The organism is Streptomyces sp. NPDC048297, from assembly GCF_043201585.1.
In the GTDB taxonomy this organism is placed as follows: Bacteria; Actinomycetota; Actinomycetes; order Streptomycetales; family Streptomycetaceae; genus Streptomyces.
In genome coordinates, this window is sequence record NZ_JBICZA010000012.1 from 170930 (window position 1) to 194767 (window position 23838).

Here is a 23838-nt window from a genome sequence, read left to right on the forward strand (position 1 = left end):
GCACATGCGCGCGACACCGCCGCCCTCGTCCCTCAGGAGCCCGGACCCGTGATGACACTCGCCCTCGGCCCGAGCTGGCTGGATCCCAACTACCTGCTCGACACGTACAGCATCTGGGGTCTGCTGCTCATAGTCTTCGCCGAGTCCGGCCTGCTCATCGGGTTCTTCCTGCCGGGCGACTCGCTGCTGTTCACGTGCGGCCTGCTGATCACGTCCCACCAGCTCGACTTCCCGCTCTGGGGCGCGATCGGCCTGATCTGCCTCGCCGCGGTCCTCGGCGACCAGGCGGGCTACATGTTCGGCAAGAAGGTCGGCCCGTCGCTCTTCAACCGCCCGGACTCCCGCCTCTTCAAGCAGGAGAACGTCACCAAGGCGCACGAGTTCTTCGAGAAGTACGGCCCGAAGTCCCTGATCCTGGCCCGCTTCGTGCCGGTCGTGCGCACGTTCACGCCGATCATCGCGGGCGTCAGCGGCATGAAGTACCGCTCGTTCCTGATCTTCAACGTCATCGGCGGCTGCCTGTGGGGCGCGGGCGTCACCCTGCTCGGCTCCTGGCTCGGCAACATCGAGTTCGTCACGAAGAACATCGAGGCGATCCTCATCCTGATCGTCCTCGTCTCGGTGATCCCGATCGCCATCGAGTTCCTCCGCGCGCGCGGCAAGAACAAGCGGGCTGCCCAGGAGGCGCCCCTGCCCGCCGACCCGGAGCCCACCTACCAGCGGCTGGACGACCCGACGACCCAGCTGCGCCGCTTCGACCTGGACCAGCAGCAGCACCAGAACCAGCCCCAGCCCCAGCAGTACGACCCGTCGGGCCGGCAGCAGCACCGGCACCAGCCGCAGCCGTACCAGCAGGAGGAGCAGCACTGGAACCAGGGGAACCAGGGCTCCGCCAACCAGTACTACGACCACCCGCAGAACCCGCAGCACCCGCAGAGCCCGCAGCACCCGCAGCAGCCGTACGACCAGGGCGGGTACCCCCAGGGTTACTGAGAGGCGGCGCAGTCCGGGAGCTTTCCGGGAGCGCCGGCCGGCTCAGAAGCCCCTGGTCCGCTTGGCGGCCCGGCGCTTGCCGGCGGAGCCGACCCGCAGGAACAGCCGGGAGATCTCCGACCCCAGGTTCACCCCGATGGCGATGGCCATGGCCAGTGACGCGGCCTTGGCCAGCGACACCAGCCCCTTGTCCACGTCGTTCTGGGCGATGGACAGCAGCCCGAAGTACGTCGCCGAACCGGGCAGCAGCGGCCCGATCGCGGCGGTCGTGTACGGCAGCGCCGACGCGAACCGGTACCGCGACAGCAGCTGCCCGAACAGCCCCACCAGCCCCGCGGCCACCGCCGTGGACGCCACCGGCGAGAAGTCGGCCGCGTAGTGCATCGCGCCGTACACCGACCAGGCGACGCCGCCGTTGAGCGTCACCCACAGCACGGTCGACCGCTCCTGCTGCAGCAGCACCGCGAAGGTCAGCGACAGCACCATGGAGGCCGCGATCTGCACCAGTGGCCGCTCGTTGATGACCATCGAGGCGTCCGGGTTCAGCTGGCCGCCGATCTGCACGCCGAAGTACAGGACGACCAGCACGCCGATGACGATGCCGACGAAGAAGTACATGACCTCCAGCAGGCGCGCCGCCGCGGTGATGTAGAACCCCGTCAGCCCGTCCTGCACGCCCGCCACCAGCGCCCGTCCGGGCAGCAGCGCGAACAGCCCACCGGTGATCACGGCGGACGCCTTCACGTCGACCTGGGCCAGCGCGAACGCCACGCCGATCGCCGCGGGCGGCATCGCGGCCACCGTGAACTGGTAGAACTCCGGCAGCCCCCGCCCCGCGCACAGCCACGCCAGCCGGTCGCCGAGCATCGCGCCCAACGCCGCCGCCACGAACACCACCAGGTCACCGCCGACCAGCACCGAGGCGGCACCGGCCAGCAGGCCGTTCGCCAGGGTCAGGGCCCAGCCGGGGTAGGGGTGCCGGTTTCGCCGCATCTCCGCGAGGCGCCGGTAGGCCTCCTCCAAGGAGACGTGCGTCTCGGGGTCCGTCAGGTCGTCCACCAGCCGGAACACGGCCGCCAGACGCGTGTAGTCGGTGCCGCGCCGGCGCACCGTGCGCGAGGCCGTCACCGGGTCGTCCACCAGCGACGGCTGGTAGGAGATCGACAGCAGCGTGAACGTGGCGGTCGGCTCGCAGCGGTCCAGGCCGTAGGAGCGGCACACCGCGAACATCGCGGCCTCCACGTCCTCGGCACCCTCACCGCCCGCCAGCAGCAGTTCCCCGATACGCAGCGTCAGGTCGAGGACGCGCGGGACCGCCGGGCCGCCCTCCTCCGCGCGCTGTGCGGGCTCCACCGTCGGCCGCTCGGACACCGGCATGCGCAGCATCGTGCGCATCCGGTCCTGCCAGGGCGCGTCCTTGACCAGGCTGACCGCGGGCACACCCAGCGCCGGGGTGAACCCGGGCAGGGTGTCATGGGCGCTGTAGGCGCTCGGCACGCTGAACGCCGAGCCCTCGGGCTCGGCGGTCGTCGGCTGCGGCGCCGCGAGACCGTCCGGAACGGCGAACTCGGACGTGGTCTCCGGCTCGGCGCCGCTCTCGGGGACCTCGATGCCCTCGGGGATCGCGAACTCGGAGGTGATCTCCGGGTCGTAGCGCGCCTCGTCCGACCGGGGCTTCTTGTCCGCCGCCTCCGCCACTTCGTACCGCTCCCTGAACGCGACCTTCCGTAAGCCTCAGTATGCGCACAGACAGCCGAACGGCCGCACAGTCTCCGCGGAGACCGCACGGCCGTTCACGTTCCAGGCGCGAGAAGAGGCTCAGTGACCGCCCTGTGCTCAGTGGCCGCCCTGCTCCTTGAAGCGCTTGTAGGACCGCTCGATCTCCACCTCGGCGTCCTGGCGGCCCACCCAGTTGGCGCCCTCGACCGACTTGCCGGGCTCCAGGTCCTTGTACACCTCGAAGAAGTGCTGGATCTCCAGGCGGTCGAACTCGGACACGTGGTGGATGTCGCGCAGGTGCTCGACACGCGGGTCGGTGGCCGGAACGCACAGCAGCTTGTCGTCGCCGCCCGCCTCGTCCGTCATCCGGAACATGCCGATCGCGCGGCACTTGATCAGGCAACCCGGGAAGGTCGGCTCGTCAAGAATGACCAGCGCGTCCAGCGGGTCGCCGTCCTCGCCGAGAGTGTTCTCGACGAAGCCGTAGTCGGTCGGGTAGGCGGTCGAGGTGAAGAGACGACGGTCCAGGCGGATCCGACCGGTCTCGTGGTCCACCTCGTACTTGTTCCGCGAACCCTTCGGGATCTCGATCGTGACGTCGAACTCCACCGGTGGCTCCTCCATGATCAACACATAGTTCTGGTGGTTAAGTGTCCCTCACGCAGGTGTGTGATCGCGAAAGGGGCTGGTGGTCGTGCCGGAGCTGAGGCCTTGGCGGGCCGCGAGACCGCTGGTGATGCGGGTCGCGAGCGCCGTACGACCGCGTCTGGCGCGTGCCGCGGCGGTCGTGGGACCGCAGCTCGCACGGGTTCCCAGGACCCCGGCCGCCCGGACCTGGCAGTACGCCGCGGGCGCCGCCACCGCCGGGCTGGCACTGGCCGCCGGCGTGGTGACCGTCGCCGGTCCCTGGGACGCCACCGGTCAGCGTACGGCCGAGCGGGAGCGGGCGGTCGCCCTGGAGCGGCCAGGTGGCGCAGATCACGGCGGCACTGGTGGCTCCGGTGACTCCGATGGCTCTGGTGACTTGGGCGGCTCGGGCGGCTCAGGCACAGAGGCCGGGGCGCCCCGCCCGGCCCCGAGCGCCCCGTCCGTCCTGGCGGGCCTGGGGGGCACCACGGACACGGTGAGCGCCGGCAAGACCCCGCCCGGCGGACAGGCCCTCGCGGACGTCCTGGAGCCCCTCCTGGGCGCCCCCGCGCTCGGCGGGACCCGCACCGCGGCCGTCGTCGACATGAGCACCGGCAAGCGGCTCTACGGCACCGGGACCGGCAAGGCCCTCACCCCCGCCTCCACCACCAAGATCGCCACCGCGGTCGCCGCGCTGTCCGCCCTCGGCGCCGACCACCGCCTCACCACCCGCGCCGCGCTCGAAGCGGACACCGGCGAACTGATCCTGGTCGGCGGCGGCGACCCGACCCTCACCGCGCGCCCCGAGTTCGGTGGCGACTGGGCGAGCCTGCGCGTGCTGGCCGACGACACCGCCGCCGCCCTGAAGAAGCGCGGCATCGACAAGATCATCCTCTCCTACGACAACACGCTCTTCGCCGGTCCCGCCCTGCACCCCGTCGGCGTCAACGAGAACCTCGCCCCCGTCAGCGCCCTCAGCGCCGACGAGGGCCGCACCGACAAGTCCGTCAGCGGGCCCGCCACGCGCGTCGGCGACCCGGCGGCGGCCGCGGCCCGCACGTTCGCGGACCTCCTCAAGAAGGCCGGCATCAGGACCACGGCCCCCGGCCCCTCCAAGGCCACCAGCCGCGCCGAGACCCTCGCCACGGTCACCTCGCCCCCGCTGTCCGCCCTGGTCGAGCGCATGCTCACCAACAGCGACAACGACATCGCCGAGGCCCTGGCCCGCCAGACCGCCCTCGCCTCCGGCCGGCCGGCGAGCTTCGACGGCGGCGCCAAGGCCATCGCCGCCCAGCTGACCAGGCTCGGGCTGCCGATGTCCGGCGCCTCCTTCCACGACGGCAGCGGCCTCGACCGCAACGACCGGCTCACCGCGAACCTCCTCACGGCCCTCCTGGTCAAGGCCGCCGACCCCGCCAGGCCCGGCCTGCGCCCCGTCCTCACCGGCCTCCCGGTGGCCGGTTTCACCGGCACCCTCGCCACCCGCTACACCGACGGCGGCGGCGGAGCCGACAGCGCCGCCGGTGTCGTCCGGGCCAAGACCGGCACCCTGACCGGCGTCAACACCCTCGCCGGCACCGTCGTGGACGCCGACGGCCACCTCCTGGCCTTCGCCTTCCTGGCCTCGGGCACGACGGACCCCCTCCAGGCCCAGGCGGCCCTGGACAGAACGGCGACGGCCCTGGCGGGGTGCGGCTGCGGGTAGGCACCCCCCGCTGACCGCTGACCGCTGACCGCTGACCGCTGACCGCTGACCGCTGACCGCTGACCGCCGATCCCCACAGCCTGCCCCGCAGGGCCCAGCTCACGTACCGTTGACGCATGACGAGCTTCGGTGGCACCGCATCTCCCGGGATGGTCGACTGGAACCTCGCGGTGGCGACCGCGACTCGGCTCGTGCGACCGGGCCCCGAAGTCAGCCGCGACGAGGCGAGGGCCGTCGTCACGGAGCTGCGCCGGCACGCGAAAGCCTCGGAGGAACACGTCCGGGGCTTCACTCGTATGGCCACCGAACAGACCCACGACACCCCTGTCCTGGTCGTCGACCGCCCCGGCTGGGTCCGCGCGAACGTCGCGGGCTTCCGCGAGATCCTCAAGCCCCTCCTGGAGAAGATGCAGGAACGCCGGGCCGGCAGTCCGGGCAGCACCGTCCTCGGCGCCGTCGGCGGCAAGGTGACCGGCGTCGAACTCGGCATGCTGCTGTCGTTCCTGTCCTCCCGCGTTCTCGGCCAGTACGAGACCTTCGCCCCCGCCACCCGCGACCTGCCGGCCGGCGGCGCGCCCGACGCGCCGTCAGGCGGCGGCCGGCTGCTGCTCGTCGCGCCCAACATCGTCCACGTGGAGCGCGAACTCGACGTCCAGCCGCACGACTTCCGGATGTGGGTGTGCCTGCACGAGGAGACGCACCGCACCCAGTTCACCGCCGTCCCCTGGCTGCGTGACCACCTTGAGGGCGAAATCCAGTCGTTCTTGGCGGAGACCGACGTGGACCCGATGACCTTCCTGGAGCGCATCAGGGAAGCCGCCCAGTCCCTCGCCGGGGGCCGCCCCGAGGGCGAGGAGGACGACGGGGGACGCTCGTTCGTCGAACTCGTGCAGAGCCCGGCCCAGCGCGAGATCCTCGGCCGCCTCACCGCCGTCATGTCCCTGCTGGAGGGGCACGCCGACTACGTCATGGACGGGGTGGGCCCGGAGGTCGTACCGACCGTCGCCGAGATCCGCGAGAAGTTCCAGCAGCGCCGCGCCAAGGGCGCTTCCCGGCTCGACCTCGCCCTGCGCAAGCTGCTGGGTCTGGACGCCAAACTGAAGCAGTACCGGGACGGCGAACGCTTCGTGCGCGCCGTCGTCGAGCAGGTCGGCATGGACGGCTTCAACCGTGTGTGGACCTCCCCCAACACCCTGCCCACCAAGGCGGAGATCGCCAAACCGGCGGACTGGGTCGCGCGGGTGCACCGCAGGACCGATTCGTGAACACCGCGGCGAAGTCGTGAACCGGATCCGGCCGACGGCAGGCGAACGCCCCTTCAATCACCCGTCCGAGGGACCGTGAGCCAAGGGTAGGCGTGCAATGCTCGGGGAACGGCCCGCTTCTGTCACCATCGTCACACTCTGAGTGACCGACCTCGGGCTCACCCCCCGAAAACTTCATGAAGGGAACCGGACATGGGTCCCCATCCTGCGGTCGCGGCGATACGCCTGGCGGTCCGCCACGTCCTCCACGACATCATCAGCGAACACAGCCGCGGTGCCGAAGCGATGGCCGCCGCCGCGGCGCCCGTGGGCAACGCCCGCGCACACGGCCGGACCGAGCGCCCGCCGGCCCCGCTCGTGCTCGTCGCGTGCTCCGGCGGCGCCGACTCCATGGCGCTCGCCTCCGCCCTCGCCTTCGAGGCCCCCCGGCTCGGCGTCCGCGCCGGCGGCATCACCGTCGACCACGGCCTCCAGCCCGGCTCGGGCCTGCGCGCCGACGAGGTCGTCCTCAGGCTGCGCGAACTCGGCCTCACCCCCGCCGAGTCCATCGCCGTGACCGTCGGCCGCGAGGGAGGGCCCGAGGCCGCCGCCCGCGACGCCCGCTACGCCGCCCTCGACGCCGCCGCCGTGCGCCACGGCGCCGCCGCGATCCTGCTCGGACACACCCGCGACGACCAGGCCGAAACCGTCCTGCTCGGCCTCGCCCGCGGCTCCGGCATCCGCTCCCTGTCCGGAATGGCCGCGGTCTCGGGGGCCGACGGCCGTTACCGGCGCCCGTTCCTGCGCCTGGACCGGCAGACCGCCCGCAAGGCCTGCATGGTCCAGTCGCTGCCCGTCTGGGACGACCCGCACAACGCCGACCCCGCCTACACCCGCTCCCGGCTGCGTCACGAAGGCCTGCCCGCCCTGGAGAAGGCCCTCGGCAAGGGCGTCGTGGAGGCCCTCGCCCGCACGGCCCAGCTCTCCCGCGACGACGCCGACGCCCTCGACGCGTGGGCCAGCCAGGCCGAGGCCTCCGTGCGCGACGCCACAGGACTGCTGGAGTGCGCCAAGCTCTACGCCCTGCCGCCCGCCGTGCGCCGCCGCATCCTGCGCCGCGCCGCCATCGAGGCCGGCGCCCCGGCCGGTTCCCTCTTCGCCCGCCACATCGAGGAGGTCGACCGGCTGATCACCGGCTGGCGCGGCCAGGGGGCCATCAATCTCCCGGGCAAAGTCGTCGCCCAGCGCCAGGGTGGCAGACTGGTGATTCGGCAAGGCTGAAACCCGACGCCCGGAGCGACCCTCCGGCAGCGCCGGGAGGCCGGCCGCAGGCCGTAAGTGCGGGACGACCGAAAGTGATGCGGGTGGACGCGAAAGACATGGGTGCCGACCTCCAGCAGGTGCTCATCACCAAGGAAGAGATCGACGCCAAGCTCGTGGAGCTGGCCTCGAAGATCGATGCCGAGTACGCGGGCAAGGACCTGCTGATCGTCGGCGTCCTCAAGGGCGCCGTCATGGTCATGGCGGACCTGGCCCGAGCGCTGTCCACCCCCGTCGTCATGGACTGGATGGCCGTGTCCTCGTACGGCGCGGGCACCCAGTCCTCCGGCGTCGTGCGGATCCTCAAGGACCTGGACACCGACATCAAGGGCAAGCACGTCCTGATCGTCGAGGACATCATCGACTCCGGCCTGACCCTGTCCTGGCTGATCAACAACCTCGGCTCCCGCGAGCCCGCCTCGCTGAAGGTGTGCACGCTGCTGCGCAAGCCGGACGCGGCCAAGGTCGCCATCGACGTGGAGTGGGTCGGCTTCGACATCCCCAACGAGTTCGTCGTGGGCTACGGCCTCGACTACGCCGAGAAGTACCGCAACCTCCCGTTCGTGGGTACGCTCGCGCCTCACGTCTACGGCGGCTGAGCAGCCTCTTCGAGACGGCTGAACAGCTTCCGCGAGACGGCTGAGCAGCTTCTCTCGGACGGCTGAGCAGCTTATGTAAGACGATCGGGAACCCCAGCGGGTTTCACGGCGTTGGAGCTGGCAGAGACGGGATCGCCGGCCGTCGAAGCCGCTCCGTGCGGCTTCGGGCAACAATGCTGGGGTACCGTCAGAAGAACTGTCTTATCAAACTCACTATGGCAGGAGGGACGGGGCGACACCGCTCCGTATGGATGGACGTGAAGCGATACTTCCGTGGGCCGGTCATGTGGATCGTGCTGGCCGTCCTTGCCGTGGTCGTGTTGATGCAGGTCGTCGGCTCGTCCGGCGGCTACAAGACGGTGGACACAGGCCAGGTCGTGGCGGCGATCAACGCCAACAAGGTCGAGTCGGCCAAACTCACCACCGGTGACGAGCAGAGCATCAAGGTCACCCTCAAGGACGGCCAGAAGGTCGAGGGCAGCTCGAAGATCCAGGCGAGCTACATCGGCGACCAGGGCGTGAGCCTGGCCAATACGCTGCAGACCAAGTTCCAGAACAAGCAGATCCCGGACGGCTACACGGTGTCGCCGTCCAAGCAGAACCCGTTCCTCGGCGTCCTGCTCTCGCTGCTCCCCTTCGTTCTGATCGTGGTCGTCTTCCTGTTCCTGATGAATCAGATGCAGGGCGGCGGCTCCCGGGTCATGAACTTCGGCAAGTCCAAGGCGAAGCTCATCACCAAGGACACCCCGAAGACGACCTTCTCCGACGTCGCCGGCTGCGACGAGGCCGTCGAGGAACTCCACGAGATCAAGGAGTTCCTGCAGGAACCGGCCAAGTTCCAGGCCGTCGGCGCCAAGATCCCCAAGGGCGTGCTGCTGTACGGCCGCCCCGGTACGGGCAAGACCCTCCTCGCGCGCGCCGTCGCCGGCGAGGCCGGGGTGCCCTTCTACTCGATCTCCGGTTCCGACTTCGTCGAGATGTTCGTCGGTGTCGGTGCCTCCCGGGTCCGTGACCTGTTCGAGCAGGCCAAGGCGAACGCCCCGGCGATCGTCTTCGTCGACGAGATCGACGCGGTCGGCCGCCACCGCGGCGCCGGCCTCGGCGGCGGTCACGACGAGCGCGAGCAGACCCTGAACCAGCTGCTCGTCGAGATGGACGGCTTCGACGTGAAGGGCGGCGTCATCCTGATCGCCGCCACCAACCGGCCCGACATCCTCGACCCGGCGCTGCTGCGCCCCGGCCGCTTCGACCGGCAGATCGCGGTCGACCCGCCGGACCTGCAGGGCCGTCTGGAGATCCTCAAGGTCCACCAGAAGGGCAAGCCGGTCGCGCCCGACGTCGACCTGGCCGCCGTCGCCCGCCGTACCCCCGGCATGACCGGCGCCGACCTCGCCAACGTGCTCAACGAGGCCGCGCTGCTCACCGCGCGCAGCGACCAGAAGCTGATCGACAACAAGGCGCTGGACGAGGCGATCGACCGTGTGGTCGCGGGCCCGCAGAAGCGGACCCGGATCATGTCGGACAAGGAGAAGAAGATCACCGCGTACCACGAGGGCGGTCACGCCCTGGTCGCGGCGGCCTCGCCGAACTCCGACCCGGTCCACAAGATCACGATCCTGTCCCGCGGCCGGGCCCTCGGTTACACGATGGTGCTCCCGGACGAGGACAAGTACTCGACCACGCGCAATGAGATGCTCGACCAGCTCGCCTACATGCTGGGCGGCCGGGCGGCCGAGGAACTGGTCTTCCACGACCCGACCACCGGTGCCGCCAACGACATCGAGAAGGCCACCAACCTGGCCCGCGCGATGGTCACCCAGTACGGCATGACCGAGCGGCTCGGCGCCATCAAGTTCGGCGGCGACAACAGCGAGCCCTTCCTCGGCCGTGAGATGGCGCACCAGCGCGACTACTCGGAAGAGGTCGCCGCGCTGGTCGACGAAGAGGTCAAGAAGCTCATCGAGACCGCGCACAACGAGGCGTGGGAGATCCTGGTCGAGAACCGCGACGTGCTCGACAACCTCGTCCTGGCCCTCCTGGAGAAGGAGACCCTGGGCAAGGAGGAGATCGCCGAGGTCTTCGCCTCGATCGTCAAGCGCCCGCCGCGCCCCGCCTGGACCGGCTCCTCCCGCCGCACCCCGTCCACCCGTCCGCCGGTGCTCTCCCCCAAGGAGCTGGCCCTGACGAACGGTGCGAACGGCGCGACGGCGGCGATCAGCACGGCCAAGTCCACGGCTTCGGAGTCCGCCCCCCTGACGGAGCAGACCCCGGAGGACCGCACCGAAAGCTGACGGTTTTCGGCCACAGCGGCCCGGAATGAATGCCGCGCCCCCCAGGTTCTAGCCTGGGGGGCGCGGCATTTCGGCATGTCCGCGAAGAGCACGCGTGGCCGCCGCGCGTGACAGGCACAGGAACGAGGAACCAGATGACCGACCCCGTGACCCTGGACGGAGAGGGCCCCATCGGCGAGTTCGACGAGAAGCGCGCCGAGAACGCTGTGCGGGAACTGCTGATCGCGATCGGCGAGGACCCGGACCGTGAGGGCCTCAGGGAGACGCCGGCCCGGGTGGCGCGGGCGTACCAGGAGATCTTCGCGGGCCTGTGGCAGAAGGCCGAGGACGTCCTGACGACGACCTTCGACCTGGGGCACGACGAGATGGTCCTCGTGAAGGACATCGAGGTCTACAGCACCTGTGAACATCATCTGGTGCCGTTCCGGGGCGTCGCTCACGTCGGCTACATCCCGTCCGAGACGGGGAAGATCACCGGGCTGTCCAAGCTGGCCCGGCTGGTGGACGTCTACGCCCGCCGCCCGCAGGTGCAGGAACGTCTCACCACGCAGATCGCGGACTCCCTGATGGAGATACTCGAGCCCCGGGGCGTGATCGTGGTCGTCGAGTGCGAGCACATGTGCATGTCGATGCGGGGCATCCGCAAGCCGGGGGCGAAGACGATCACCTCGGCGGTGCGCGGTCAGCTGCGGGACGCGGCGACGCGCAACGAGGCGATGAGCCTCATCATGGCGCGCTGATCCACCCGGACCGGGCCGGCGGTCAGGCCGCCGGCTCCGCGCCCCGGTCGCGGTTCTGGTCCTCGTCCTCCGGGAGCTTGCAGACGCGTTCCAGGAAGAGGGCGGACGCTATGACGGCGATGCCCGCGAGGACGGAGAAGCCGGCGTAGAGGGCCTGGTCGCGGCGGGCCGGGATGTCGAGGAGTTCCAGCAGGAAGACGCCCGTGCCGCCGTACATGCCGGAGACGAGGGCGGCGACCAGGGCGCTGGCCTGGGCGAAGACGACCGCGCGGGCGGCCATCAGCGGGTCGACGCCCTTCGCGTCGGGCCGGCGCTCGCGCTGGGCCTTGAGGCGGGCGCGCAGCGAGAGCGCCGTGGACAGCAGGACCACCGCGATCAGGGCCAGGACGACAGGGGCGGCCAGGGGGACGCTGGGAAGGGTCCCGATCGAGTTCCAGAGGCGGGCTCCCGCCCAGGACAGAACTCCGGCGACGACGAACACGCCGATCAGCACCCTGATGCGCAGCTGTTTCACGGTGTCCCTTCAGCTCCCCCGGACCGGTCCCGGAATGTGGTCGTGTCGACCTTAACGACTACTCGGGCAGTCGGAGTTCCAGGTCCGCGCGGGGCGCGATGCCGCCGCGCGTGACGGCCGACAGCAGTTCGGCCACCGCGCCGCGGCCGGGCAGCGTGGCCTGCGGGTCCACGTCGTGCCAGGGGGCGAGGACGAAGGCGCGTTCGTGGGCGCGCGGGTGGGGGAGGGTGAGCTGCGGGTCGTCGGAGGTGACGTTCGCGTAGGCCACGATGTCGACGTCCAGCGTGCGCGGGGCCCAGCGCTCCTCGCGGACCCGGTTGAAGGCCTCCTCGACGGCGTGCGCCCGCTCCAGCAGGGAGGACGGCGGCAGGGTGGTCTTCAGGAGCACGACCGCGTTGAAGTACGAGGGCTGGCTGCCGGGCGCGACGCCCCACGGCTCGGTCTCGTACACCGGGGAGACGGCCTTGATGCGCACGCCCGGGGTGTCCTCGAAGGCGTCGACGGCGCCCTGGATGGTCTCCAGGCGGTTGCCCAGGTTGGAGCCGAGGGAGAGGACGGCCCACTGGGGGTTCTGCAGGGTCGTGTCGGCGTCGTCGACCTTCTGGACGACGGAGGCCGGCACCGGCTGGACGGTCGGGTCGCTCTGACCCTGGGCGAAAGGTCGGGTCATACTCGGCTCCGGGTGATGGTGACGGTCACGTCGTCGAAGGCGACGGTGATCGGCGCGTCCGGCTTGTGCACGCACACCTCGACCTCCTGGACACCTTCGTGCTTGAGGCAGGTCTGGGCGATCCGCTCGGCGAGCGTCTCGATCAGGTTCACGGGCTCGCCCTCGACCACGGCCACGACCTCCTCGGCCACGACGCCGTAGTGCACGGTCCTCGCCAGGTCGTCGTCGGCCGCGGCCGGCCGGGTGTCCAGGCCGAGGACCAGGTCGACGATGAAGGTCTGGCCCTCCTCGCGCTCCCTGGGGAACACACCGTGGTGCCCACGGGCCTTCAGGCCGCGCAGCGCGACACGATCCACGCGAATCACTCCTGCAATCGTCGGGAACGGCCGGTCGGTGCCGTGTGCGGGCGGCACACCGGCCACAGACGAATCTACCTGCGGGCACTGACACGGAGGGGTCACCGAGGTGTGGACAGGGGCCGGGACGTCGAGGGTTCACCGTCTGTTTCCCCGGGGGAACCCGGCCGTGCCATGGCCGGAAGCCGCTCCTACCCCCGGTTCGTGATTCCAACCACTTCCCTCGCTTCTCGCCCCCGCGGGCGGCCGAAGGGGCCGTGAGCGGGCCGTAAGGGGGCTGCCAGGGGGCCGTAAGGGGGCCCCGTCAGTGGCCCGTCAGAAGGGGCCGTCGTCGGGGTCGACGCCGTTCACGCCGGGTTCGCCGTTCTCGCCGTTCGCCCCGTCCTCGTCGGTGTCGGCGGTCTCGGCGAGGACGGGGGAGGCGTGGTGGGACCACATCTTCCAGCCGTCGGGGGTGCGCCGGAACACGTTCGTGGCGACGACGATCTGCCCGACCAGGGGGCCGAGCTCCGCGCCGTCCGCGGGTGCGGGACCGCCGCTGAGGATGTTCTCGGTGCAGGTCACCAGGGCCGTGTCGCCGGTGACGGAGACATGCAGGTCGGTGAGGAAGAACTGGATGTAGTCGGTGTTCGCCATGATCAGGGCGTACGACCGCAGGACCTCGCCGCGGCCGGTGAGCACCGGCCAGCCGGGGTGGACGCAGGAGACGACACCGGTGTCCGCCGGGTCGTGGTACTCCTCGTCGACGCCCAGGTCGGCGGGGGTGAGCCAGAGGGAGGACAGTTCCTCGAAGTCGCCGCGTTCCATCGCCTCGTAGAAGGCGGTGTTGGCGGCCTCCACCTGCTCGACATCGGTGTGGGGGGCGCTCACCGGGCTCCTTCCGCGCCGGATGCCTGCGCGGGGGAGTCCGCCGTGCGCGCCTCTTCGACGGCCCGTGCGACGCGTACCGCGTCGGCCGTGGCGCGCACCTCGTGCACACGCACCGCCCACGCGCCCGCGTGCGCGGCGAGCGCGGAGACGGCGGCGGTGGCGGCGTCGCGCTCGCGGGCGGGCGGGGGCGCGCCCTGCGGGCCGGCGAGGACGCGGCCGAGGAACCGCTTGCGGGAGGCGGCGACGAGCAGGGGGTGGCCGAGCACGCGCAGCCGGTCGAGGTGGGCGAGCAGGACGAGGTCGTGCTCGGCCTCCTTGGAGAAGCCGAGGCCGGGGTCGACGACGATCCGGTCGGGGGCGATGCCGCCCGCCAGGACGGCGTCCACGCGCGCGTGCAGTTCGTCCACGACCTCGGTGACGACGTCCTCGTAGGTGCCCTTGACGTTGCCGTCCTGGAGGAGGCCGCGCCAGTGCATGACGACGAAGGGGGCGCCCGCGGCGGCGACCACGGGGATCATGGCGGGGTCGGCGAGGCCGCCGCTGACGTCGTTGACGAGGGCGGCGCCCGCCGCGAGGGACTGCTCGGCGACGGAGGCGCGCATGGTGTCGACGGAGACGACCACGCCCTCGGAGGCGAGGCCGCGCACGACGGGGATGACGCGCCGCAGTTCCTCGGCCTCGTCGACGCGGGTGGCGCCGGGGCGGGTGGACTCGCCGCCGACGTCGACCAGGTCCGCGCCCTCGGCGACCAGGTCGAGGCCGTGTTTGACGGCGACCGTGGTGTCGAACCAGCGGCCGCCGTCGGAGAAGGAGTCGGGGGTCACGTTGACGACGCCCATGACCGCGCACCGGTCCCATTCCGGAAGGCCCGCCACTCGGCGGCGCCCGCTGAGGTTGTTCATACGTTCAGCGTAGGCCCCGGGGGTGCCGTGAACGTGCCACGGCCCGGACGGAGGGCCCTGTGGGGGAAGGGCCGGCTTCCGTCCGGGCCGCCGGGACGAGCCCCGGAGAGGGCGGTCTGGGTGGGGCCGGGGTGCGGTCTCTGGTTGGGCGGGGGGAGTTGGGGGTGGGGCGGGGTCAGGCCGCGCGGACGTCGTGCTCCGGGACGGCGTGCGCGCAGGGGCGCCCGGCGGAGGCCGCCCTGCGCCGGCGCAGGGCGCGCGGCAGCGGGAGGGCGAGGTTGACGAAGCCTTCGGCCTGCATGGCGGCGAAGCCGATGCGGGGCAGGTCGGCGGAGGCGCGGTAGACGACGAAGCGCGGTTCCCAGCGGGGCTGGAACTTGGCGTTGAACTTGTACAGCGACTCGATCTGGAACCAGCGGGACAGGAACACCAGCAGCCCGCGCCAGGCCCGCAGCACCGGGCCCGCGCCGATCTTCTCCCCGCGCGCGAGGGCGGAGCGGAACATCGCGAAGTTGAGCGAGATCCGGGTGATGCCGAGCTTCGGGGCGGCCTGGAGGGCGGCGACGATCAGCAGCTCGTTCATGCCGGGGTCGGCGCCGCGGTCGCGGCGCATGAGGTCGAGGGAGACGCCGTCGGTGCCCCAGGGCACGAAGTGCAGGATCGCCTTCAGGTCGCCGTACTCGCCTACCTCGTCGTCCTGCTTGTGGGCGGTGGCGATCAGGCAGTCGCCGTCGGCGGGGTCGCCGACGCGGCCGAGTGCCATGGAGAAGCCGCGCTCGGTGTCGGTGCCGCGCCAGTCCTCCGCGGCCAGGCGTATGCGCTCCAGTTCCGCTTCGCCGACGTCACGGACACGCCGTACCCGGGTTTCGTAGCCGGCTCGCTCGATGCGCTTGACCATCTGGCGCACGTTGCGCATCGCGCGTCCGGCGAGCGAGAAATCCGCCACGTCGACCACCGCCTCGTCGCCCAGTTCCAGGGCGTCGAGGCCGGTCTCGCGGGCCCAGACCTCGCCGCCCGTCTCCGAGCAGCCCATGACCGCGGGCGTCCAGGAGTGGGCCTTGGCCTCGTCCATGAAGCGCTCGATGGCGCCCGGCCAGGCCTCGACGTCACCGATCGGGTCGCCGCTGGCGAGCATCACACCGGAGACGACGCGGTAGGTGACGGCGGCCTTGCCGCTGGGGGAGAAGACGACCGCCTTGTCGCGGCGCAGCGCGAAGTGGCCGAGGGAGTCGCGCCGGCCGTGCTTGTCGAGCAGGACGCGCAGTTTCGCCTCGTCCTCCTCGGTGAGCCGGGCGGCCGGGTGTTCGGGGCGGAAGGCCAGGTAGATGGTGGTGACCGCGGTCAGCCAGCCGAGGGCGCCGAGGGAGAAGGCGACCGTCCAGGAGGTGTAGCCGTCGTAGTCCAGCGGGCCCTCGAAGCCGACCAGGCCGTAGACGACGTGCGTCAGCCGGTCGGCCAGACTCGGGTCGCCGACCATGCGGTTCGGGTGCGCGCTGACGATGACCAGCCCGAGGGCGATCGAACCGGCGCTCATCAGGACGAAGTTGGCGAGGGCCCGCCAGCGGCTGCGCGGGTCGGGCAGGGCCGCGAACTCGTCGCGATGGCGCAGCAGCAGCATCAGCAGCGCCAGCGAGATGAGCACGCCGGCGAGCGAGTGCCGGTACACGAACTGGGCGACGGCGCCGGCCGGGAGCAGCACGGCGGCGGCGCGCCACGCCCGGCGCTTGCGCCGCCTGAGCCCGTGCGCGAGCAGCAGCAACAGCACACCGTCGGCGAGCGACACGGCCGCGGCGAAGGGCCCGAACGAACCGGGCAGCACCTCGACGAGGGCGTGCATACGGCTGTGTCGGAAGCGCGGGAAGACGCCCCCGGCGATGTCCAGGACGCCCACGACGGCGCACGCCCTGGCGATGAGGGTGGGAACGGCCTCGGGGCGCGGGCCGCGCAGTACGCGCCGCGCCCGGCTTGATCGGCTCGGAACCTCGCCCGACATTTCCCCATCTATCCTGACAGACATCGCATCCCGTAGTTCTGCGAGAGACCTTGGACCCGGTGCCGATCGGGGCATCCGGCGACATTGCGCCCTCTAGGACGGTGTCTCGGGGGACGAGGTTCATCCCCCTCCGGAAAGTCGGGCCAAAGGCCAAGGAAAGCCTCGGGCAAGCCCTTGCGACGAATGTGTGGGCGGGCGACAGGCAGAAAGCGCAGGCGGGAAAGAGCCCATGGGTCTCACGAGCAACAAAGTGCTGGTGCTGGCGGTCCTGTTCGCCGTGGTGCTGTTCGTCGCCACGGTGTGGTGGTGGCCACGGCTGGCCCGGCCGACCTGGCGGGCCGTCAGCGGACGGGTCGCCCTTCTTCTCGCCGCCCAGTCGGCGCTCTTCGCGACCACGGGGATCGCCGTCAACCAGGCCTTCGGCTTCTACGCCAGCTGGGCCGACCTGCTGGGCGAGGAGACCGACCAGGGCGTCGTCGTCGACCACACGGGCACCCACGGCGCCGGCGGCCCGCTCCAAGTGGTGTCCACCTCCCTGGTGGAGGGCGTGAACGGCTCCGGGCCGCGGACGACCGGGCAGATCCAGAAGGTCGACATCGTGGGCCGCCGCACCCACCTCGCCACACCGGCGTACGTCTATCTGCCGCCGGAGTACTTCCAGGCCCGCTACCGCACGCGGACCTTCCCCGCCGCCGTCGTGCTGACCGGATACCCCGGTACGGCGCGGGCGCTGGTGGACAAGCTGCGCTACCCGCGTACGGCGCAGGACCTGGCCAAGAACGGGCGGATGCAGCCGATGATCCTGGTGATGCTGCGGCCGACCGTGGCACCGCCCCGGGACACCGAGTGCGTGGACGTCCCGGGCGGGCCGCAGAGCGAGACGTTCTTCGCCAAGGATCTGCCCGACGCCGTCCTCGCCCACTACCGGGTGGGCAGACGGCCCGGCGGCTGGGGCATCGTCGGCGACTCCACCGGCGGCTACTGCGCGCTGAAGCTCGCGATGCACCATCCGGCCGTCTACGCCGCCGGGGCGGGTCTCTCGCCGTACTACAAGGCGCCGATCGACCCCACGACCGGTGACCTCTTCCAGCGCGACAGCACCCTGCGCAACCGTGCCGACCTGTGGTGGCTCCTCCAGCACGAGGCCGCGCCCGACACCTCGTTGCTCGTCACCAGCAGCAAGGTCGGCGAGCACAACTACAAGGACACGCTCAGGTTCATAGAGCGTGTGCGGGCCACGAACCTGACCCGTATCTCGTCGATCATCCTGGACAGCGGCGGACACAACTTCAACACCTGGCGACGGGAGATCCCGGCGACCCTGCAGTGGCTCAGCGGGCGGCTGTCCGACCGCTGAGAGGTGGCGCTCCTTTCGCTGGGGGTGGCGCTCCCTCCGCTCGGCGGTGGCTGTCCTTTCGCTCAGCGGTGGCTCTCCTTCCGTCGAGCGGTGGCTCTCCTTCCGTCGGCAAAGGGCGACGGGGAGCCGCGAGAATCCCGGTGTGGCCGTGTTTTTAAGGTGTGGGCGCCCACGATTCGCCTACGCGCGGTAAGTTTCTGGCCATGCCACGTGGACGCCACCGCCATTCCCCGCCTTTGCACCGGCTCCTGCCGCCCTCGGCGATCGCCGGTGTCTCCGTCGTCTGCGCGCTGGCCCCCTGGGTGTTCTCCGAGGCCATGGTGCTGCGTGCGGCGGCCGCGGCCGCCGCGCTGACGGCGGTCGGCGGCGCGATCGTGATGCGCCGCTGGGACGCGCAGGCCGGCAGGCAGGTCGCCGACCTCACGCGCGCGCGTGCCAGCGACGAGTGGCGCTTCGAGGAACGGGTCGCCGAACTGGAGACCGACCTGGAGGAGTCGCGCGAACTGCGCATCAAGCTGGAGCAGCGGCTGCGCGCCAAGCGCGCGGAGCTGGCCGGCCTGCGCAACGAGCACGCGGCCCTGCTGCGCCGGTACGCCACGGCGGAGACCGAGCGCGCGAGCGCCCTGGAGGGACGCCGGCTGCTGGAACTCGAGGCGGCCCCGTCGTCGACCGTGCCCGCGTTGCCGCCTGCGCGCCGTGCAGAACCAGAGCCGGAGCCGCAGTCGCAGGTGCCGGCGGCTTCGGTCGAGGCCGTGGTCCCGCAGGCCGCCGCCGAGGAGACGCCGGAGCGTCGTGTCGTCTTCTCGGCGGAGGGCGCGCTGCTGTACCGGCGGGCGGCGGAGGCGCTGGCGCGGTTCGGCCGCGAGGCGTCCGTGAAGGACGGGTCCCCGGAGGACGAGGCCGCTGATGGCGAGGCCGCGGGGGCTGCGGTGGACGGGGCTGTGAAGCACGAGTCGGTGGAGACCGAGTCCGTGGAGCCCGAGGCTGTCGAGGCGGAGTCCGTCGAGGCGGAGTCGGGGGCTCAGGAGCCCGGGGCGGCCGAGTCCGAGACTGAGCCTGTGTCCGAGGCCGAGCCCGAGGCCGTGTCGGACCCCGTGTCCGAGACGGAGTCGTCCGTGGCGGAGGCCGATGACGCCGATGCCGTTGCCAAAGGAGAAGGCGCCGCGGAGGGCGTGACGGAAGCGGTCGCCGCTGCCTCGGACGAGGCGCAGGGGCCGGGGCAGGGGCCGGTCGGGGACAGCGACGTGCACGCGCGCGCGGCCGTCGTTTCGGAGGCGTCGGAGCTTCCCGCCAAGCACCAGGGGTCGCAGCCCGCCGGGCACTTCACGGTGCCGACCGCGGTGGCCGTCGTACCGGCCGCGCCCGCTCGGCGCCCGATGGTCGAGGGCGGCTTCGACTTCTTCGGCACCCAGAAGCAGACGTCGTCCGCCGCGCTGGACTCCGTGCAGAACGAGGACCTCGCGGACGTCGTCGGCCAGGAGGCGCTCGCCCTGCACAAGGCCGAGACCGAGGCCGAGTTCAAGGCCGCCGACACGCGGTCGCGCGGCGTCGGGCAGGTCATCGACCTCACCGCGCACGACGAGACCGAGCAGATCGACCTCCAGGGCCTGCGCAGCGCGGCGTCCTGACCCGGCGACACCGGCGGCACCGACCCGACCGGTTCGACCGGCCCGATCGACCCAAGAGCCCGGCTCCCCTGCGGGGGTGAGCCGGGCTCAGCTGTTCCCGGGCGGGGGCGGTCAGGCCATCCAGCGGTCCGGGCGGGCCGTCCTGCGGCCGGTGCGGGAGCGGGCCGCCTGCTCCCGCAGCAGGCGGGCGGCCTCCTCCGCGCCGCGCAGACGGGCCGTCACGGTCTTGTCGGCGCCGGTGTCCACGTGGACGTCGGCGAGCCGCCACAGGCGCTTCCAGGGGCCCTGGGTGAGCCGTACGCTCTGCACCTTCGCGTGCGGAACCAGGGACAGGCGGCGGCTCAGCAGGCCGTGCCGTGCGGCGAAGACCGACTCGGTGACGGCGAGGCCGTGCCCGCGCCACCACACCGGCACGCACCGGCCCGCCCGCCGCGGCGGGCGGGACAGGGACGCGGGGGCGGGGACGGTCACGCCGGGCAGTACGCGTGCGACGACCGACTCGGCCACCGCGCGCGGAGCGACCGGTACCAGCACGGAGTTGGCCGACCCGGCCACGTTCAACTCCACCCGCACCCAGCCGAGCCGCCGCCACAGCAGCGGTTCCACGATCCGTACGGTCTGCACCCGCCCCGGCGGCACGGTCTCGTGCGTGCGGTCGAGCAGCCCGTGGTCGATGCGCAGCCCGTCCGGGGACTCGCCCACCGACCAGTCGTACTCGGTGACGAACCGCCCCGCGCTGCGCCCCACCGCGCCGCCGAACAGCGGGAGAGCGGTGGCGAGGACGGTCCACACGCTGTGCAGGAGGAGCCACAGCACGGGCGGTACGACGAGGGCCGCGGCCAGGGAGACCCATGTGGCGCCCGTCAGGGCCACGGAGAGCGCCAGCTCGCGCGGCGGCACCCGCAACAGCTCCTGCGCGGGCGCCTCGCCGACCTCGCGCGCCGTGCCGGGCGCGAAGCCCGCCGCGCGCGCGAGCAGCTCCGCGCGCAGGTCGCGCGCCTCCCGCTCGCCCAGGAAGGCGAGTTCGTCCTTCTTGTCGGTCCCGACGACATCGATGCGCAGCTTGGCGACGCCCGCCACGCGCGCGAGGAGCGGACGCGTGACGTCGACCGCCTGGACGCGTTCCAGCCGGATGTGCGCGGTGCGCCGGAACAGCAGCCCGGTACGTATGCGCAGTTCGGTGTCGGTGACCGCGAAGCGCGTGAACCACCAGGACAGGAAGCCGTACAGGCCGGCCGCCGGGACCAGCACGGCGGCCCCGATCAGGAGCATGGTGCCGGTCAGCCGCGTCAGCTGCTCCTGCGCGGCGTTCGGGTCGTGCACGCCCCACCCGGCGAGCACGGCGACCGGCGCCCACGCCCGCCGGAACGGCGTGACGGGATGCAACCGCCGCTCGGCGACCGCCGCCCCGCCCTCGGCGACCGCCGCCCCGCCCTCGGCGACCGCCGCCCCGCCGTCGGCGACCGCCGCGCCGCTCCCGGCCACCGCCTCCCCGCCCTCAGGTGCGCCGGGCCCTGTCTCCGGCGTCGTCACAGGCCCGCCGATCGGGCCTCGCCCAGCTCGGTGAGCCGGTCGCGCAGCCGTTCCGCCTCGGCCGGGTCGAGGCCGGGGATGACGGCGTCGGTCGCGGCGGCCGCGGTGTGCAGCTGCACGCTGGCCAGCCCGAAGTGCCGCTCGACGGGCCCGGACGTGACCTCCACGAGCTGCATCCGCCCGTACGGCACCACGGTCTCCTCCCGCCACAGCACGCCCCGGCTGATCAGCAGGTCGTCGGCGCGCTCGGCGTACCGCCAGGAGCGCCAGTTGCGGCCGAGCAGCCGCCGGCACCAGGCGCCGGCCGCCAGGGGCACCAGCGCGAGGGCCGCCCACCCGGGTCCGGCGAGCACGCCCGGCAGCAGCCCCACCAGCAGGGCGATCAGCCCCGTCCACAGCGCCAGCAGCAGCCGGCGCATCCGCAGCAGACCGGGCGGCAGCCCGCGCCACTCCGGCTCGTCCCTGGTCCCCCCGGAGGTTTCCGGGCTCCCCGTCTCCATGGGGCCAGCGTACGTAGGGGAAACTGGTGCCATGACTGCGACGGAGACCACGGTCGGCATCGGCGGTGCCGCCGAGAGCACCGACATGGTGCTCAACATCGGCCCCCAGCACCCGTCCACGCACGGGGTGCTGCGGCTGCGGCTCGTGCTGGACGGCGAGCGCATCAGGCACGCGGAGCCGGTGATCGGCTACATGCACCGGGGCGCCGAGAAGCTCTTCGAGGCCCGCGACTACCGGCAGATCATCATGCTCGCCAACCGCCACGACTGGCTGTCGGCGTTCTCCAACGAGCTGGGCGTGGTCCTCGCCGTCGAGCGGATGCTCGGCATGGAGGTCCCCGAGCGCGCGGTGTGGACGCGCACGCTGCTGGCCGAGCTGAACCGGGTGCTGAACCACCTGATGTTCCTCGGGTCCTACCCGCTGGAGCTGGGCGGGATCACGCCGGTCTTCTACGCGTTCCGGGAGCGCGAGGTGCTCCAGAACGTCATGGAGGAGGTCTCCGGCGGGCGCATGCACTACATGTTCAACCGCGTCGGCGGCCTCAAGGAGGACCTGCCGGCCGGATGGACCGCACGCGCGCGTGCCGCCGTCGCCGCCGTCCGCTCCCGCATGGACGTCTTCGACGACCTGGTGCTCGGCAACGAGATCTTCCGGGGGCGCACGCGGGGCGTGGGGGCGCTGACGCCGGAGGCCGCGCACGCCTACGGCGTGAGCGGACCCATCGCGCGTGCCTCGGGCGTCGACTTCGACCTGCGCCGCGACGAGCCGTACCTGGCGTACGGCGAACTGCGGGACACGCTGAAGGTCGTCACCCGTGAGGAGGGCGACTGCCTCGCCCGCTTCGAGTGCCTGCTGGCGCAGACCCACAACGCCCTCGACCTCGCCGACGCCTGCCTGGACCGGATCACCGAGCTGCCGCCGGGCCCGATCAACCAGAGGCTGCCCAAGGTGCTGAAGGCGCCCGAGGGGCACACGTACGCGTGGACCGAGAACCCGCTCGGGATCAACGGCTACTACCTGGTCAGCAAGGGCGAGAAGACGCCGTACCGGCTGAAGCTGCGCTCCGCCTCGTACAACAACATCCAGGTTCTGACCGAGCTGCTCCCGGGGACGCTGGTGGCGGACATGGTGGCGATCCTGGGGTCGATGTTCTTCGTGGTCGGCGACATCGACAAGTAGTCACCGCGGGGCAAACAGTCACGCCGTAGGACACGTGGTCACCCCAGGAGCGGGTCCGGAATTCCGACCGGCTGGAGCAGCCAGCCGAAGTCGCCGAGGCCGCCCGGCGCGGTGAGCTCGGCGGCCTCGCCCGCGCTCGCCAGGGCGCGCACGTAGGCCGAGGGGTCCGTGGAGGCGAGCGCGAGCGGGGGGCGTGCGCCGGTGACGTCCAGGGCGCGCAGCGCGTCGCGCTGGCTGTGGAGCCGCGCGGCGGGGAGCGTGCGCGCCGTGCCGGCCGCCGCGCAGGCGTCCAGCGCGACGTGTGCCGTGATGTCGCACGACCCGTCCGGCACGGGGACCGTCCCGCGTCCCTCCCGGAAGCCGGTGAGGGTGCCGTACGGAGGGCGCGCGCCGGCGGCGTGCGCGTAGTCCACGGCGACCGCGAGCCCGCGGACCAACCGGTCCACGGCGCCCGCCCACGCCAGGTCCCTGGGCAGCCCGATCTCCGCCCGCAGCCCCTCCTCGGGCGGCAGCGGCCACCACCGCGCCAGCCAGTCCGCGGCATCGCCCGTCACCGGGTCCCCGAGCCGCTCGGAGCCGTCCGCAGCGACCAGCACCAGCCGGGGTACGCCCGCCGGGTCCACCTCGGCGACGTCCACGGGCACGTTGTCCAGCCACTCGTTGGCGAACAACAGCCCGGTCACCGCCTGAGGGGGCTGCGTCAGCCAGGTGATCCGCTCGTCCAGTCCCGGCGGACGGCCGGCGATCTCGACGGCGTACCCGCGCGCGCGGGCGGCCACGTCGGCCGGCAGGGCGGCGAGGACGCCGGTGACCAGCTCGCCCCGCCCGGCCCCCAGGTCGACGAAGTCCAGTGCCCCGGGCCGGCCCAGCGCCTCGTCGACCCGGCACAGCAGCCGGGCCACGGCGCCGGCGAACAGCGGCGAGGCGTGCACGGACGTACGGAAGTGCCCGGCCGGGCCCTCGGGGCGCCGGTAGAACCCGTCGGGGCCGTACAGCGCCGCCTCGGTCGCCGCCCGCCAGCCGCGTACGCCCCCGGTCGCCCCGGTCGCCGTCTCATCCGTCACCGCAACAGACTAGGCGCACGGGTGACCACTGCC

The 23838-nt window shown here is 72.1% G+C and carries 21 protein-coding genes; 10 read left to right on the forward strand and 11 right to left on the reverse strand.

Annotated features, from left to right (window positions below; all coding sequences use genetic code 11):
• The first annotated feature begins 48 nt into the window (after nucleotides 1-48).
• Nucleotides 49-993: a DedA family protein gene (locus ACGFYV_RS16005; protein ID WP_393878970.1), complete on the forward strand. Its 945-nt coding sequence runs from the start codon at nucleotides 49-51 to the stop codon at nucleotides 991-993.
• 42 nt (nucleotides 994-1035) lie between these two features.
• Here ACGFYV_RS16005 and ACGFYV_RS16010 read toward each other — a convergent pair whose 3' ends face one another.
• Nucleotides 1036-2691 (reverse strand): threonine/serine exporter ThrE family protein, encoded by a 1656-nt coding sequence (locus tag ACGFYV_RS16010; RefSeq protein ID WP_393878971.1) that lies wholly within the window; start codon nucleotides 2689-2691, stop codon nucleotides 1036-1038.
• A gap of 138 nt (nucleotides 2692-2829) precedes the next feature.
• On the reverse strand, nucleotides 2830-3321 hold the full coding sequence (locus tag ACGFYV_RS16015; protein ID WP_184975399.1) for an inorganic diphosphatase: 492 nt from the start codon (nucleotides 3319-3321) through the stop codon (nucleotides 2830-2832).
• Nucleotides 3322-3448: 127 nt separating this feature from the next.
• On the opposite strand from ACGFYV_RS16015, the gene dacB reads away from it, so the two are divergent.
• From dacB to folE, 6 genes are all read left to right on the forward strand, one after another.
• Nucleotides 3449-5044 carry a D-alanyl-D-alanine carboxypeptidase/D-alanyl-D-alanine-endopeptidase gene (gene dacB, locus ACGFYV_RS16020; RefSeq protein WP_393879037.1) on the forward strand — a complete coding sequence of 532 codons (1596 nt, stop codon included), beginning with the start codon at nucleotides 3449-3451 and terminating at the stop codon, nucleotides 5042-5044.
• 116 nt (nucleotides 5045-5160) lie between these two features.
• Nucleotides 5161-6309, forward strand: a complete 1149-nt coding sequence (locus tag ACGFYV_RS16025) for a zinc-dependent metalloprotease (protein ID WP_393878972.1) — start codon at nucleotides 5161-5163, stop codon at nucleotides 6307-6309.
• 192 nt (nucleotides 6310-6501) lie between these two features.
• On the forward strand, nucleotides 6502-7569 hold the full coding sequence (gene tilS / locus ACGFYV_RS16030; RefSeq protein WP_393878973.1) for a tRNA lysidine(34) synthetase TilS: 1068 nt from the start codon (nucleotides 6502-6504) through the stop codon (nucleotides 7567-7569).
• Nucleotides 7570-7646: 77 nt separating this feature from the next.
• Entirely contained in the window at nucleotides 7647-8207 is a 561-nt protein-coding gene (gene hpt / locus ACGFYV_RS16035) for a hypoxanthine phosphoribosyltransferase (RefSeq protein WP_393878974.1), read from the forward strand.
• Between the two features lie 251 nt (nucleotides 8208-8458).
• Nucleotides 8459-10498 (forward strand): ATP-dependent zinc metalloprotease FtsH, encoded by a 2040-nt coding sequence (gene ftsH, locus ACGFYV_RS16040; RefSeq protein WP_393878975.1) that lies wholly within the window; start codon nucleotides 8459-8461, stop codon nucleotides 10496-10498.
• Between the two features lie 134 nt (nucleotides 10499-10632).
• Nucleotides 10633-11238: a GTP cyclohydrolase I FolE gene (gene folE, locus ACGFYV_RS16045; protein ID WP_393878976.1), complete on the forward strand. Its 606-nt coding sequence runs from the start codon at nucleotides 10633-10635 to the stop codon at nucleotides 11236-11238.
• A gap of 22 nt (nucleotides 11239-11260) precedes the next feature.
• Here the strand turns inward: folE and ACGFYV_RS16050 are convergent, their stop codons facing one another.
• From ACGFYV_RS16050 to ACGFYV_RS16075, 6 genes are all read right to left on the reverse strand, one after another.
• The gene (locus ACGFYV_RS16050; protein ID WP_393878977.1) at nucleotides 11261-11752 is read right to left on the reverse strand and encodes a DUF3180 domain-containing protein; all 492 of its coding nucleotides are present in this window, start codon (nucleotides 11750-11752) and stop codon (nucleotides 11261-11263) included.
• A 58-nt stretch (nucleotides 11753-11810) separates the two neighbouring features.
• Complete coding sequence (gene folK, locus ACGFYV_RS16055; RefSeq protein WP_393878978.1) at nucleotides 11811-12422, reverse strand: 2-amino-4-hydroxy-6-hydroxymethyldihydropteridine diphosphokinase; 612 nt, start codon at nucleotides 12420-12422, stop codon at nucleotides 11811-11813.
• Nucleotides 12419-12778, reverse strand: a complete 360-nt coding sequence (folB, locus tag ACGFYV_RS16060; protein ID WP_393878979.1) for a dihydroneopterin aldolase — start codon at nucleotides 12776-12778, stop codon at nucleotides 12419-12421. Before folB ends, folK begins: the two co-directional genes overlap by 4 nt.
• 315 nt (nucleotides 12779-13093) lie before the next feature.
• On the reverse strand, nucleotides 13094-13648 hold the full coding sequence (locus ACGFYV_RS16065; RefSeq protein WP_393878980.1) for a nuclear transport factor 2 family protein: 555 nt from the start codon (nucleotides 13646-13648) through the stop codon (nucleotides 13094-13096).
• Nucleotides 13645-14550: a dihydropteroate synthase gene (gene folP / locus ACGFYV_RS16070; RefSeq protein ID WP_393878981.1), complete on the reverse strand. Its 906-nt coding sequence runs from the start codon at nucleotides 14548-14550 to the stop codon at nucleotides 13645-13647. The genes ACGFYV_RS16065 and folP overlap by 4 nt, the downstream gene beginning before the upstream one ends.
• A gap of 175 nt (nucleotides 14551-14725) precedes the next feature.
• The gene (locus tag ACGFYV_RS16075; protein WP_393878982.1) at nucleotides 14726-16543 is read right to left on the reverse strand and encodes a phosphatidylglycerol lysyltransferase domain-containing protein; all 1818 of its coding nucleotides are present in this window, start codon (nucleotides 16541-16543) and stop codon (nucleotides 14726-14728) included.
• A gap of 229 nt (nucleotides 16544-16772) precedes the next feature.
• Here ACGFYV_RS16075 and ACGFYV_RS16080 point away from each other — a divergent pair, with 229 nt between their 5' ends.
• Both ACGFYV_RS16080 and ACGFYV_RS16085 read left to right on the forward strand, forming a co-directional pair.
• The gene (locus tag ACGFYV_RS16080) at nucleotides 16773-17900 is read left to right on the forward strand and encodes an alpha/beta hydrolase (RefSeq protein ID WP_393878983.1); all 1128 of its coding nucleotides are present in this window, start codon (nucleotides 16773-16775) and stop codon (nucleotides 17898-17900) included.
• Nucleotides 17901-18103: 203 nt separating this feature from the next.
• Entirely contained in the window at nucleotides 18104-19528 is a 1425-nt protein-coding gene (locus tag ACGFYV_RS16085; protein WP_393878984.1) for a hypothetical protein, read from the forward strand.
• Between the two features lie 111 nt (nucleotides 19529-19639).
• Here the strand turns inward: ACGFYV_RS16085 and ACGFYV_RS16090 are convergent, their stop codons facing one another.
• Nucleotides 19640-20914 carry a PH domain-containing protein gene (locus ACGFYV_RS16090; protein ID WP_393879038.1) on the reverse strand — a complete coding sequence of 425 codons (1275 nt, stop codon included), beginning with the start codon at nucleotides 20912-20914 and terminating at the stop codon, nucleotides 19640-19642.
• A 143-nt stretch (nucleotides 20915-21057) separates the two neighbouring features.
• Entirely contained in the window at nucleotides 21058-21561 is a 504-nt protein-coding gene (locus tag ACGFYV_RS16095) for a PH domain-containing protein (protein WP_393878985.1), read from the reverse strand.
• A gap of 31 nt (nucleotides 21562-21592) precedes the next feature.
• Here ACGFYV_RS16095 and ACGFYV_RS16100 point away from each other — a divergent pair, with 31 nt between their 5' ends.
• Nucleotides 21593-22741 (forward strand): NADH-quinone oxidoreductase subunit D, encoded by a 1149-nt coding sequence (locus ACGFYV_RS16100; protein WP_393878986.1) that lies wholly within the window; start codon nucleotides 21593-21595, stop codon nucleotides 22739-22741.
• A 38-nt stretch (nucleotides 22742-22779) separates the two neighbouring features.
• Here the strand turns inward: ACGFYV_RS16100 and ACGFYV_RS16105 are convergent, their stop codons facing one another.
• Nucleotides 22780-23805, reverse strand: a complete 1026-nt coding sequence (locus ACGFYV_RS16105; protein WP_393878987.1) for an SAM-dependent methyltransferase — start codon at nucleotides 23803-23805, stop codon at nucleotides 22780-22782.
• Between the last annotated feature and the right edge of the window lie 33 nt (nucleotides 23806-23838).